Source organism: Deefgea sp. CFH1-16, assembly GCF_016881365.1.
GTDB lineage: Bacteria > Pseudomonadota > Gammaproteobacteria > Burkholderiales > Chitinibacteraceae > Deefgea.
Map to the genome: position 1 here is coordinate 2,938,738 of NZ_WLYT01000001.1, position 13,018 is coordinate 2,951,755.

The window sequence follows — 13,018 nt, forward strand, 5'->3', positions numbered from 1 at the left end:
TGATTTGTCTAGGTGAATAGTGCCGTATTAGTTAAAATTAATATAACTAATTTTCTCCTTGCTGGATCTCTAATGTTGCACTATGGCCGAATGAGTTTAAGAACCAAAATCTTGTTGCTTACCACGGCAGCCATTGTGATTGGTTTTTCGGCGATGATTTTAATCATTGCCAGCAATGCGTATCAATCGGCTAAGGCACAAGGCTTATTGCGGTTGCAAGAACAAGCGCGTGCTTATGCCGATCAAGTTGAAGGTCAGTTTACGGCCGCATATCAATTGCCCATCAATTTAGCGCTGGCAATGACCGGGATGCAAGCGACTGGTGTGCCTGAGCGTAAAGTGCTCGATAACGTCATGATGAGTATGTTGGCCTCGCAGCCCTTAGCTTCCGGTTTGTATATGGTGTGGGAGCCCAATGCGCTAGATGGTAAAGATGATGGGTATCGACAAGACTGGCCCAAGCATGATCCTACAGGACGATATACCCCCTATATTGTTCGTAGTGAAGGCAAGATTATTCAAGATACATTATTGGGCTCGACTCAAAAAGCTGCGGCTGAGCCATTTCGAACTAATCCCCAGCAATATCAAGCACCATACGAAAGTGCCGGTTGGGGGGACTTTTATTATGTGCCTAAGCAGCGCCAGCAAGACACGGTGACTGAACCGACAACATATGATGTGAATGGCCAGCAAGTGCTGATGTCTTCTTTGGTGGTGGCAATCAAAAATGCCGCTGGGCAATTTTTAGGCGTGGCCGCCGTTGATTTGCCTTTGGCCTCTTTGCAGGCCAGTATCGGGCAGGCGCGCCCATTTGGTGTTGGCCAAGTGAGTTTGATTTCAAATGCGGGCCTGTATGTGGTGGCGCCTGATGCGGCAAAGGCCGGTAAAAAAATCGATGAGGCTGATTTTCCAGCTGGATTTATAACCGATTTGCGTGCTGGTAAAGCGGTGCATTTTGAGCGTGATGGTCTGTTGTATGAATATCAGCCGATCAAAATGGGTCATAGCCAGCAACCATGGTCTGTGGGTGTGGTGGTTCCCGAGTCGGTTATCGTGGCCGAAGCGGTTTCGGTGCGTAATTGGGCGGTCGTGGTGGGCTTGATTGCCATTATTTTGATTGTGGCGGCATTGAGCGTGGTGCTCAATGTCTTGATTGCCCCACTGCGCCGCTTGGCCATCGCGATGGAAGATGTCTCCAGCGGTCAGGGCGATTTAACGCGGCAATTGCCGATTCATGGCCAAGATGAAATTGGCCGCACCGCACAAGCGTTTAATCAATTTGTGGTCACGCTACGCGGGATGTTTTTAGATGTTCGCTCGCAAAGTGAAGCAGTGAGCCATGCCAGCCAGCAATTGGCTGGCCCGGCTGAAACGGTGAAAACCTCGTCAATTCATCAGGCTGAAGCGGCCACCTCAACCGCTGCAAGCGTCGAGGAAGTCACCGTTAGTATTCAGCACATTGCCGATTCAGCGCATGATTTTGAACAAACAGCACGTGAGACCGGCAAAGAAACCTCGGCCAGTCAGTTTAAAGTTGACGAAGTAGCGAAAGAAATCGCGCAAATTCACGAAACAATGGCGCATTTAGTGGCGTCGATGCAAAGCTTGAATACCCAGTCTTTGCAAGTGAATCAGATTGTACAAACGATTAAAGACATTGCCGATCAAACCAATTTACTGGCACTGAACGCAGCGATTGAAGCCGCTCGCGCTGGGGATATGGGGCGCGGCTTTGCGGTGGTGGCCGATGAAGTGCGAAAACTAGCAGGGCGCTCGGGCGAAGCAACGATTGAGATTTCTAAAATCGTGAACACGATTCAAGGCGAGATTTATAAAGCGGGCGATCATATGCAAGTGACCCAGCAGCAAGTGGGTGCGAGCGTGCAGTTGTCGCGCCAAGCTGCCGAATCAATGAATACGGTTCGAGCTGGTACAGAGCAGATGCTGGTCAATATTGGCGACATTGCCAACGCCACGCGTGAACAAGCTGCGGCCAGTACCGACATCGCGCAAAACATCGAAACCATCAGCAATATGTCACAACGCAATAGTGATGCAATGTCTGAAGTGGGGGCATCGGTGAAAGATCTGGAGCAAATGGCCTTGCATCTAAAAACCATTGTGTCGGGGTTTAAGCTCTAGTTGATGCCAAGTTCTCGACGCTAAGTGCAAAAAGCCGTTCAGTATTTGAACGGCTTTTTTTTGTTTAGTCTATTGGAATTGCTGGGTATTTATCTGCAGATCTTTATTGGCTGGTTCTCTAGATAAATACCCCATTAATAATCCCTATGCTCTGACTTAATATTGCGCCACGAGCAGTTAAAATCATGGCCCTTATTGGCGCAAACATTAGCTAAATACTAAAATCTTCCTCTGCTGGCTCGCTCAGCGTTTTAACGGCGATGTGGGTGGAGAGGAAAATCGGTCGGGCAAGTTCCTTCAGCAATGCGCTGTGTTGCAAGGTGTTTTGTACCTGACGTTTAACTTCGGCCAAATGCAAAGTAATGCCTTTTTGTGCGAGGGCCTTGCGAAAATCACGTAAGGCTTCGATTGCGCTGACATCGACTGAATTGACCGCCGATAGCACCAAAATTAAATCTTTAGCACGCGGGTAATCCAGTAAATAGCGCTCACATTGCTCAACCACTTGATTGCAATTACCAAAGTACAGACTTTCATCGATTCGAATCGCCACAATGTGGGCCGGCATTTCTACTTTAAAAAAGCGCGTATTGCGAAAGTGCTCGCTGCCCGCAATGCGACCAATCACCGCCAGATGCGGCTTGCTGGTGCGTAAAATAAACAGCAATAAAGAAACGCCAACCCCAATGGCGATGCCATTGATGGGGCCAACCAGTAAAACGCAGCAAAACGTCAGTAGCCATGCAGCACCATCGCGGCGATCAATTCGCCATGCTGCGCGTAAAGAGGCTGGGCTGAGCATGCGCAATGTGGCTAAGACAATGGTCGCCGCCAATAAAGGCAGTGGTAATAGGGCGATCACGTCTTTCAGAAACAACAGTCCCAATAACATCCAAATGGCGGTCATTACACCGGCCAGTGGCGTGTGAGCGCCGGCGCTGGCATTGACCGCCGTGCGAGAAAATCCCCCGCTCACGGGCATGCCGCCGACAAACGCCGCCGCAATATTGCCGCCACCGAGGGCGATAAATTCTTGATCGACTGAGATTTTCTCATTGCGCTCTGCAGCAATGGTTTGTGCGATGGTGATGCTTTGTAAAAATCCAGCTAAACCAATTAACAGCGCGGGCAACCAAAGCTGTTCCAGCGCATTCAGTGTGATTTGTGGGGCAGCGATGCTCAATCCAGCGCTTGGCAGCGTACCAATAATATGAATTTGGGGGTGATTAGATAGGCCAAATTGCAATACTAAACCCGCCAAAATAAGCACCAACAAAGGTAAAACTCGGCTAATCAGTTGCGCTATTTTGAAGCTTATTCCCCAGCGTTGTAGTAATGAAATCGTTGGTGATCCACTGGCCCACAATAAGGCCAAACCCATCAAGCCAAATAATGTCGGGATTACGCTGAGTTGTTGCAATGCCGCTGGCGCGGCAATCAGCCAGTCAATGAGATTGCTGCTGTGCCATGAAACGCTCAGTAAGGCGCCAATTTGTGTCAGCGCAATCAATAGTGCTGTCCCCGCACTAAAGCCTTGAATCACTGGAATCGATAAAATCCGCGTGAGTTTACCGAGTTTAAAGCTGCCAAAAGACAGCATAAATAAGCCAGAAATCAAGGTTAAAGTGCTGGCTAGCGCGATATAACTAGCGCTGCCGACTGGCGCGAGGGGCATGAGCGCAGTGGCCGCCATTGCCGATGTGATCGCCATTGGACCTACTGATTGGGTCATGCTGCTGCCCAATAAGGCATAGATCAAGACGGGGGCAATGCTGGCATAGATACCCGCTAGCGCGGGTAATCCGGCGAGTTGCGCATAGGCCAAACCTTGCGGGATGAGTAGTAAAGCCACAATAATGCTGGCACCAAGATCGCCGTACGCTAACTCACGGCGATAATTGGGTAGCCACTGCAAGATGGGTAATTTCATTTCGCTTGCAGCCGATCAAACAGCAGCATGCCCGCCCACATAGCCGCAAAGAAAATTATCCCGCCGATTGAGCCAGCGCCGACGGCCACTAAGGCTGGGCCGGGGCAAATACCCGCAATGCCCCAGCCAGCGCCAAAGGCGATGCTACCTAGAATCAGTCGAGCATCAATGGTTTGGTTATTGGGGAGTTTCATCGCCTCGTGCGTGACGAGGGTGGTTTGCCGTTTTTTGGCCAGCGTAAAGAAAATCACCGCTACGCTAATGCCGCCCGCCATAACGAAGGCCAAACTTGGGTCCCATAGCCCAGTAATATCGAGAAAACCCTGTACTTTGCTTGGGCTGGCCATGCCAGCCAATAACAGGCCCAATCCAAAAATAAGGCCAGTCAGCAGGCCGATTACATTTAATTTCATCTTTAATGCCTAAAGAATGTGTTTGATCAGGTAAACGCTCACAAAGCCGCTACTCATAAAGGCCAGCACCGCAATCAATGAGCGCAATGAAAACCGTGATAGTCCACAAATACCATGGCCGCTAGTGCAACCATTGGCGTAGCGTGTGCCGATACCGACGAGCAGACCGGCAATGATGAGGCCCGGTATTGAGGTGACCATTGTCAGCGACGGTAGTGGCGCAAACAGTTGCCAAACCCAAGGCGAAATTAGTAGACCCAACACAAATAAGGCGCGCCATGTGCGATCTGGCGATTTATTCACTAATCCGCCCAAAATACCCGCAATGCCAGCGATTCTGCCGGCGAGTAAAATCAGCAATCCTGCCGATAGACCAATCAAGGCGCCGCCAGCGAATGAAGCCAGCGGGGTAAAATTTGCATAATCAATCTGCATACGGTTGCTCCGAAGTATTGCTATTGAGATCGATAGGACAATACAGCTCGTACAGCACTTTAATTAAGTGCATCACTTCTTGGCTGGCCAGCGAGTAATAAATTCGTTTGCCGTCGCGGCGAGTATTCACCAGGCCGGCATTACGTAAAACGCTCAGTTGCTGTGATAAGGTCGGCTGGCGGATGTCGAGTAAGTCTTCAAAATCAGAGACGCATTTCTCTCCGGTGCCCATCTGGCACAGTAATAAGAGCCGATCTTCGTTGCCCATAATTTTTAAGGTTTGCGTTGCTTGATGAGCGGCAAGGCGCATGGCATTCATTGCTTGTGGGTCCATTGTGTCACGCTAGGAATATTGTTTGACTTTATGATATATAAAAATAATATTATATGTAAATAAATTTTATTGGGGCGTGGCTATGTCGCAATCATCGGCGCAGGTATTATCTTTTTTTGATCCGAACAGTTTTACATTGAGCTATCTGGTCTACGATGTGGTCGGTGGCCATGCAGCGGTGATTGATCCGGTACTCGATTTTGATGCCAAATCGGGAAGAACGGCGAGCACCCAGGCGCAAAAGATGGTCTCTGCCGTTCAGTCGCTCAATCTCACTGTCGATTGGATTTTGGAAACCCATGCGCATGCCGATCATTTATCGGCGGCAGTTTGGTTGCAACAGCAGTTGGGTGGCAAGATCGCTATCGGACAGGGGATTGAAAAAGTACAGCAAATATTTAAACCTATTTTTGATTTAGAGCCGGAGTTTGTGGCTGATGGTCGGCAATTTGATTATTTGTTTGCTGCGGATGAAGAATGGGGTATTGGTCGCTTGTCTGCTAAGACATTATCTGTACCGGGGCATACCCCGGCAGATATGGCTTATTTAATTGGCGATGCCGTCTTTGTGGGTGATACTATTTTTATGCCCGATGTGGGTACTGCACGCTGTGACTTCCCGGGGGGTGACGCGGCAACGCTCTACGATTCGGTGCAAAAATTGTATCAATTGCCTGATGCGACGCGCGTGTTTGTTTGTCACGATTATTTACCCGCCGAGCGAGACCAATATCAGTGGCAAAGCAGTATCGCAGAACAAAAAGCGCACAATATTCACCTGCCATTGTCTTGTACACGCGATGAATTTGTCGCACTACGTCAGGCACGTGATGCAACGCTGGCGGTGCCTAATTTAATTTTGCCTTCAATTCAGGTCAATATTCGCGCTGGGCATTTGCCGCCGGCAGATGAGCAGGGACGACAATTTTAAAAATACCGTTGAATATGATTTAAGGAATAAAAATGAGTTTAATTCTGGCCTGCCCGCACTGCCAAACTAAAAACAAGCTCGCAGTTGAGCGCTTGAGTGAGCAGCCACAATGCGGCGCTTGTCATCAGCCCTTGTTGTCGGGCGCGCCAATTTTGGCAACGAATGACAACTTAAGCCTTCTTTTAAAACACAGCCCTTGGCCGGTGGTGATCGATTTTGGGCCCCTTGGTGCGGGCCTTGTCAGAGTTTTGGGCCTACTTTTGCCGCCAGTGCGGCAGCGATGGCGGGGCAGTTATTGTTTGTAAAGGTCAATACCGAAGCGTATCCCGCATTGGGACAGCAATATCGGGTACGCAGTATTCCAACACTGTTGGTAACAGAAGGTGGAACTGAACTTGAGCGAGTGTCGGGTGCTTTGTCGACCGGACAGTTTAAGGCGTGGTTGCAGCAGTTTTTATAAACTGAAGGAGAAGAATCATGAATGTTGGTGGTTTGGACCGTACTTTGCGGGTGCTTGTTGGTGGCGTATTGATTTTGGCGACGCTATTGGGCTGGATCGGTGTCTGGGGCTGGATTGGTGTTGTGCCCCTAGCGACGGGGATATTTCGGTATTGCCCTTTGTATCGACTGTTTGGTTTTAATACGTGTCCGTTAAAACAGAGGTAATTGGGCGTTTGATTAAAACTGATTGATTTATTTCAGTGTCACAAAATAAAAAGCACCAATATAAAATTGGTGCTTTTTATTTTAAAAATTTACATTAGCCCGCGCGTAATTTGGCCAAGGGACTGGTTTCAATCCATTTACGAATACGCTGTGCGTCGCCAATTCGGGTGTATTTACCGCTCGAATCCATCAGCACAATCACCACCGGTTTACCATTAATCATGGCCTGCATCACAATGCAGCGGCCCGCTTCATTAATAACCCCGTTTTAGAAACGCCAATATCCCAATCACTGTCTTTGACTAAAGGATTGGTATTGCGAAAGGTCAGCATGCTGCCATTTTTGTTGGATGCAAACGTGTATTCGCTTGAGGTTGAAAATTGATGAATCTCAGGATAACGCTGCGCCGCTTTAACCATTAAGGCCAACTCCCGCGCCGAAGATACATTGTTCGGGGTTAGGCCGGTTGAGTCATAAAAGCGCGAGTTGCGCATGCCCAGTTGTTGGGCTTTTTCGTTCATTTTGCGAATAAACGCCTCTTTGCCGCCAGGAAAGTGATGACTCAGTGTCGATGCGGCACGATTTTCAGATGACATTAACGCCAATAACAGCATTTCGCCACGAGTGAGTGTCGTTCCAACCGAGAGTCTAGAGCTGGTATTTTTAAGTGTGTCGATGTCCGCTTCGGTAATGCTAATTAATTCATTGAGTGGTAAATGTGCATCAAGTACAACCATTGCGGTCATTAATTTGGTAATGGATGCAATTGGAATAATGCTGTCGGCATTTTTTTCGTACAGCACTTCACCCGATTGCTGATTTAAAACCAGTACACCACTGGATTGAACGCCAGGATTATCGGCATCCATACGTGCGGCAATGGTGCGGGTGACTTGAACATCTTGCCGCGCATTGGCAATCGCTAATTTTGAAACATTGGATTTGCGACTGGTGTAGGTGACTTTGGTTTTATTGGATTTAGCGCTATTGATTTTGGTGGTTTTTTTGTGAGAAGCTGTTGTTTTCGATGGTTTTTTTTGGGTGCTAGTGGTGGTTTTTTTTGTGGTCTTTTTGGCGCTGCTCGAAGGATTTTCTTTGGTTTTTTCTGCGCTATAAGCAAGCGGGGTGTAGGCAATTACACTGGCACTAATCAGCACACATAATGAATTTATAAGCTTAGACATCAATCTTCCCCAACCTATTCGGGTTGTGCATTAGTAATCGGTAATTTATTTTACTGAATAGAGTGAAAAATGTCATGTTAAATCAAGTAGTAGTCGTGTTTTTTCAAAGCAACAACTGAAGAGTAGCAAAGCTTGCAAACTTTGTTAGACTACGATAATGTTGCATTGCAATAAAATAGACCGTGTCAATTAATCTGCAGAATAAATTCGGAGCAATACACTGTGTTAAATAACCCCGCTATGGACACTTTTTTTCAGCAAATTACTGAAGCACATCGCCAGTGGACCCAAAACTGGGTGAATTCACAGCCGAATGCCGAGACGCTTGATCCGATGCATGCGATGAATGATTTGGCACAAAAAATGAGCCCAGTGCATAGCGCATGGTTGGGATCGCAATCACAGTTTTATCAACAACAGCTTGATTTATGGTTGGGTTTAATTGGCGCTAAGCCGGTAGCTAAGGTCGCTGAGCTGGAAAAAAATGATCGTCGCTTTAATTCGCCAGAATGGGATGCGCCACTATTTGACTATATTCGCCAAAATTATTTAGTAACGTCTAAATGGTTGCTGGAAATGGTTGGTGCTGCTAGTAGCGATGAGGCCAGTAAAGAGAAAGCAGCGTTTTTTACTCGGCAGTATCTAGATGCCATGAGCCCGGCTAATTTTGCATTTACTAATCCAGAAGTGATGAAGTTGGCGCTCGAAACAAAAGGCGAAAGTTTGCAAGAAGGCATGAAAAAACTCATGGCGGATATGCAAAAAGGCGCAATTACCATGACCGATGAAAGTCAATTTGCCATTGGTGAAAATTTAGCCATGACGCCGGGTGAAGTGATTTTTGAAAATGAATTATTTCAATTGATTCAATATACCCCTACCACGGCTAAAGTTTATAGCCGTCCTTTATTGGTTATTCCGCCGTGCGTTAATAAATACTACATTATGGATTTGCAACCAGCTAATTCAATGATGGCTTATATTGTTAGCCAAGGCTACAGCACCTTTTTAATCTCATGGAAATCTATTGCGGCCGACCAAGGTCATTTGCAATGGGATAATTATATTGAGTCTGGCGTCATTAAAGCCACCGAAGTGGTACGCGCAATTAGTAAAGCTGAAAAAATCAATGCATTGTCATTTTGTATTGGTGGTGAGTTATTGACCACGGCGATGCCGGTATTGCAAGCGCGTGGTTTGGATTGGTTTGAGTCAATTACTTTGATGACTGTGATGCTTGATCATACTGATCCGGGTGAAATTAAACACTTTATTGATTGGAATTTAATTCGTCAGCGAGAGTCTCAAGTTGAAGGCGTGATTGACGGTAAAGAATTGGCGAAGACATTTTCAGCACTTCGTGCGAATGATTTGGTTTGGAATTATGTGGTGAATAATTACCTAAAAGGCAAAAATCCACCGCCGTTTGATTTACTGTATTGGAATAGTGATTCGGCAAATTTGTCGTTGCCGATGCATACTTTCTTTTTACGCAATATGTATTTAGAAAATAACTTAACTAAACCTAATTCATTTAGTTTGTGTGGTACCCCGATTGATTTAACTACAATTAAAGTGCCCGCGTATATTTTTGCTGCGCGTGAAGATCATATCGTGCCTTGGCATTCCGCCTTTTTAAGCAATCGCATTTTGCAAGGGCCGAAGCGTTTTGTGTTGGGCGCATCAGGGCATATTGCCGGCGCGATTAATCCGGTTTCGACCAATAAGCGTAATTACTGGGTAAACGAAAATGTCGACCAAGACGCTGATACTTGGTTAGAGCAAGCTGAGTCTCGTCCAGGTAGCTGGTGGCAAGATTGGTCTGCTTGGTTAGCGCCACAATCAGGCACACAAGTCGCCGCGCCTAAAAAATTGGGGAATGCTCAATATAAAATGATTGAAGCTGCGCCGGGGCGTTATGTGAAGGCACGTGTGGTATAAATTTGATTTTTCGAGAGAGCAAGGCGATTAGCCTTGCTTTTTTATTGTGTATTGACTTACAAACTTACTTGCAAATTATCTAAATTAACGAGGTTTTGTATGACAGAAGTTGTTATTGTTGCTGCCTATCGTACCGCGCTTGGCAATTTTTCGGGTTCTTTAGCCAAAGTGTCGGCTCCCGAATTGGGCGCAACTGTGATTCGGGGTCTACTGGCCAAAACCGGTTTGGCTGCTGAGCAAGTCAGTGAAGTAATTCTGGGGAATGTATTAACTGCGGGGTTGGGACAAAATCCTGCGCGTCAGTCGGTGCGTCTTGCGGGTTTGCCCGATGCGGTGCCGGGTTTGACGATTAATCAGGTGTGCGGCTCTGGTTTGAAGGCCGTGGCATTGGGCGTACAAGCGATTTTGGCGGGTGATAGCGAGATTGTGATCGCCGGTGGTCAAGAAAATATGAGCGCAACGCCGCATTTACTTAACGGTAGCCGTGATGGCTTTCGGATGGGCAATGCTAATCTGATTGACAGTATGGTGTATGACGGCTTGACTGATGTTTACAATCAATACCATATGGGCGTAACCGCTGAAAACATTGCTAAAAAATACGCAATTAGCCGTGAAGAACAAGACGCATTGGCGTTGACTTCACAGCAACGCGCTGCTGCAGCACAAGCTGCAGGCCGGTTTGCCGATGAAATCCTGCCGGTAAGCATCCCGCAGCGCAAGGGTGATCCGGTTATTTTTGATCAAGATGAATTTATTAAACCGGCGACTACGGCCGATTCTTTGGCTAAATTGCGTGCGGCTTTTGATAAAGCCGGTACGGTCACTGCGGGCAATGCATCCGGCATTAATGACGGCGCGGCAGCGGTATTGTTGATGACGCGTGAACGTGCTGATGCCTTGGGTTTAAAGCCAATGGCAGCAATTCGGGCCTCGGCTAGCACTGGCGTTGATCCAACGATTATGGGAATGGGACCAGTTTTGGCGAGCCAAACTGCACTTAAGCGCGCGGGTTGGGATTTAGATAGCGTGGATTTGATTGAAGCCAATGAAGCATTTGCAGCACAAGCTTTGGGCGTTGCACGTGAAATGAAATGGGATATGAGTAAAGTGAATGTCAATGGTGGCGCGATTGCACTGGGTCATCCCGTGGGCGCATCGGGTTGCCGTGTGTTGGTGACCTTGCTGCACGAAATGGTTCGTCGCGACGCAAAACGCGCGGTTTAGCGACGCTGTGTATTGGCGGTGGTATGGGTGTTGCGCTGTGCGTTGAACGTTAAAAAAGGCTGCAGTGAATCACTGCAGCCTTGTCTTTAATAATGGGTATTTATCGCTAGGTCTTTATCAATAAGGTCTAGCTGTAAATACCTATTTTTTTAATGAGTCTCGAATTTCGCGCAGTAGGACAATGTCTTCCGGTGTTGCTGCCGGAGCAGCCTCGGAGGCAGGTTTGTTGCGGTTCATTTTATTAATGGCTTTAACCAGCATAAAAATAGCAAAAGCCACAACGATAAAGCTAATGAGCGCGTTTAAAAACATCCCTAGATTCATGGTAACTGCGCCCGCATCTTGCGCAGCTTTGAGCGTGGCATACGGGCCAGCGATTTTGCCGTCGGCTAAGGTGACAAATAAATTGGTGAAGTCGACCTTGCCGATTAAAAAACCAATCGGCGGCATAATGATGTCTTTGACCAATGAGTCAATGATTTTACCAAAAGCCGCACCAATCACCACGCCAATCGCCAAATCAATCACATTGCCACGCATGGCAAATTCACGAAACTCTTTAAACATAAGCTAGCCCCTAAAAAAGAAAAGGATTTGTACCACAGTTCAATGTAAGAACACATGTTTTTGGCATAAAACTGTGGCGTGCCTGCTTAGTTTAGTCTTTCACTGCGGTGAGATAGCAAGTGATTTCTTCGCGGTCATGAAATAATTGCTTGGCTGTGATTTTATAAGTGATGTCGGCTTTTTTTAATTTTTGATCAATCAAAGCAAAGCATTTCTCAACTTCGAGATGGCGCTTTTTCATCGGCAGTTTCAAATTAAAAATAGCGCGGCGTGCGTTGCCAGATGCCACCCATTTGGCAATTAAATCCGCGATGCGAATCGGTTGCTCCACCATGTCACAAACCAGCCAATCGACTGGATTTTTGGGGCGATATTTAAAGCCATCATCACGGACATGTTTGACTTGATGATGGCCATCCATGCTGCCTTTCATTGGGCCATTATCCACCGCAAACACTTTTAAACCACGCGCAACCAGTTGATAGGTCCAGCCACCTGGTGCTGCACCGAGATCGACCGCCGTCATGCCTTCACGAAATTTACGTTCTGGCTCATCGACCAATACCAAAATAGCTTCGAGCATTTTAAGTGTTGAGCGGCTAGGGGCGTCAGACGGCATCCGTAAGCGTGGAATGCCGTTGAGCCAATCGGTGGCGCGAACAGGGCGCGAAGCAACCATGACTTCATTTTGCGCCGGGAAAAATAAATGCAAACGCTGACGCGACGCTTGGGGTTGCAACCAAGCATTGGCCGTCATGGCTTTGGCGACATAGTCACCAAATTTACGGGTAAATCCAGACAGCGATTTGCCTTCATTACTATCGGGGTGCTCTAACCAAACGTCACTAAACACCGTATTTTGAGTTTTTAACGCCTCGATAATCGGCGTTAAGCGATCTTTGCTGCCCAAACTCAGGCGCTGATGAAGTTGCAGTGTTTGTCGTGAAAAAATCAAATTTAGCGCGAGCAAATCGCGCAAAACTTTTTGGCAGCCACTTTTTTCTGTTGGGGTAAAAACCACCCAGCCATCGCCGCGTTCAAATTGGCCCGGTGCAAGTGCGCGGTCAGCAATCTCTTCGGCGCATTCTGGCTCAAAACCGGGTCGACAGTAGGCAAGAAGGGCGTAGGGCAGTCCGGTTTGAGTGGTGGTCATGGAGTGAACTCGTTGCAAAAGGCGCAAGCATACCCAAAATTAGCGGTTTCACCAATGCCGCTGGTGTTTTTGACGAAGTTGGTTGCGCTAG

At 47.4% G+C, this 13,018-nt stretch carries 14 protein-coding genes and 1 pseudogene; 7 read left to right on the top strand and 8 right to left on the bottom strand.

What is annotated here, in order from left to right; all coding sequences use genetic code 11:
- Positions 1–72 precede the first annotated feature (72 nt).
- Positions 73–2,145 (top strand): methyl-accepting chemotaxis protein, encoded by a 2,073-nt coding sequence (locus tag GKO28_RS16100; RefSeq protein WP_182077051.1) that lies wholly within the window; start codon positions 73–75, stop codon positions 2,143–2,145.
- A gap of 211 nt (positions 2,146–2,356) precedes the next feature.
- Here GKO28_RS16100 and GKO28_RS16105 read toward each other — a convergent pair whose 3' ends face one another.
- The 4 genes from GKO28_RS16105 to GKO28_RS16120 are packed head-to-tail and all read right to left on the bottom strand — an operon-like array spanning position 2,357 to position 5,257.
- Positions 2,357–4,075 (bottom strand): SulP family inorganic anion transporter, encoded by a 1,719-nt coding sequence (locus GKO28_RS16105; protein ID WP_203564224.1) that lies wholly within the window; start codon positions 4,073–4,075, stop codon positions 2,357–2,359.
- Positions 4,072–4,488 carry a DUF6691 family protein gene (locus GKO28_RS16110; RefSeq protein ID WP_182077052.1) on the bottom strand — a complete coding sequence of 139 codons (417 nt, stop codon included), beginning with the start codon at positions 4,486–4,488 and terminating at the stop codon, positions 4,072–4,074. The genes GKO28_RS16105 and GKO28_RS16110 overlap by 4 nt, the downstream gene beginning before the upstream one ends.
- A gap of 9 nt (positions 4,489–4,497) precedes the next feature.
- Entirely contained in the window at positions 4,498–4,923 is a 426-nt protein-coding gene (locus GKO28_RS16115; protein ID WP_182077053.1) for a YeeE/YedE family protein, read from the bottom strand.
- Entirely contained in the window at positions 4,913–5,257 is a 345-nt protein-coding gene (locus GKO28_RS16120) for a helix-turn-helix transcriptional regulator (RefSeq protein ID WP_203564225.1), read from the bottom strand. Before GKO28_RS16120 ends, GKO28_RS16115 begins: the two co-directional genes overlap by 11 nt.
- Positions 5,258–5,339: 82 nt before the next feature.
- Here GKO28_RS16120 and GKO28_RS16125 point away from each other — a divergent pair, with 82 nt between their 5' ends.
- The 4 genes from GKO28_RS16125 to GKO28_RS16135 are packed head-to-tail and all read left to right on the top strand — an operon-like array spanning position 5,340 to position 6,854.
- The gene (locus GKO28_RS16125) at positions 5,340–6,188 is read left to right on the top strand and encodes an MBL fold metallo-hydrolase (RefSeq protein ID WP_247646601.1); all 849 of its coding nucleotides are present in this window, start codon (positions 5,340–5,342) and stop codon (positions 6,186–6,188) included.
- A gap of 32 nt (positions 6,189–6,220) precedes the next feature.
- The gene (locus tag GKO28_RS23005; RefSeq protein WP_374220738.1) at positions 6,221–6,493 is read left to right on the top strand and encodes a hypothetical protein; all 273 of its coding nucleotides are present in this window, start codon (positions 6,221–6,223) and stop codon (positions 6,491–6,493) included.
- Complete coding sequence (locus tag GKO28_RS16130) at positions 6,385–6,648, top strand: co-chaperone YbbN (protein ID WP_203564226.1); 264 nt, start codon at positions 6,385–6,387, stop codon at positions 6,646–6,648. Before GKO28_RS23005 ends, GKO28_RS16130 begins: the two co-directional genes overlap by 109 nt.
- 17 nt (positions 6,649–6,665) lie before the next feature.
- Positions 6,666–6,854 carry a DUF2892 domain-containing protein gene (locus GKO28_RS16135; RefSeq protein WP_182077054.1) on the top strand — a complete coding sequence of 63 codons (189 nt, stop codon included), beginning with the start codon at positions 6,666–6,668 and terminating at the stop codon, positions 6,852–6,854.
- 94 nt (positions 6,855–6,948) lie between these two features.
- Here GKO28_RS16135 and GKO28_RS21860 read toward each other — a convergent pair whose 3' ends face one another.
- The gene (locus tag GKO28_RS21860) at positions 6,949–7,077 is read right to left on the bottom strand and encodes a hypothetical protein (protein ID WP_282099343.1); all 129 of its coding nucleotides are present in this window, start codon (positions 7,075–7,077) and stop codon (positions 6,949–6,951) included.
- Positions 7,078–7,085: 8 nt separating this feature from the next.
- On the bottom strand, positions 7,086–8,039 hold the full coding sequence (locus GKO28_RS16140; protein ID WP_203564227.1) for a serine hydrolase: 954 nt from the start codon (positions 8,037–8,039) through the stop codon (positions 7,086–7,088).
- Between the two features lie 240 nt (positions 8,040–8,279).
- Between GKO28_RS16140 and GKO28_RS16145 the strand changes: the two genes are divergently transcribed.
- Positions 8,280–9,980, top strand: a complete 1,701-nt coding sequence (locus GKO28_RS16145) for an alpha/beta hydrolase (RefSeq protein WP_182077055.1) — start codon at positions 8,280–8,282, stop codon at positions 9,978–9,980.
- A 99-nt stretch (positions 9,981–10,079) separates the two neighbouring features.
- Positions 10,080–11,260, top strand: a pseudogene (locus tag GKO28_RS16150) (acetyl-CoA C-acetyltransferase).
- Between the two features lie 88 nt (positions 11,261–11,348).
- Here the strand turns inward: GKO28_RS16150 and mscL are convergent.
- Both mscL and rlmM read right to left on the bottom strand, forming a co-directional pair.
- Positions 11,349–11,774, bottom strand: a complete 426-nt coding sequence (gene mscL / locus GKO28_RS16155) for a large conductance mechanosensitive channel protein MscL (protein ID WP_182077056.1) — start codon at positions 11,772–11,774, stop codon at positions 11,349–11,351.
- 91 nt (positions 11,775–11,865) lie between these two features.
- Complete coding sequence (gene rlmM, locus GKO28_RS16160) at positions 11,866–12,927, bottom strand: 23S rRNA (cytidine(2498)-2'-O)-methyltransferase RlmM (RefSeq protein ID WP_182077057.1); 1,062 nt, start codon at positions 12,925–12,927, stop codon at positions 11,866–11,868.
- Positions 12,928–13,018: the final 91 nt, after the last annotated feature.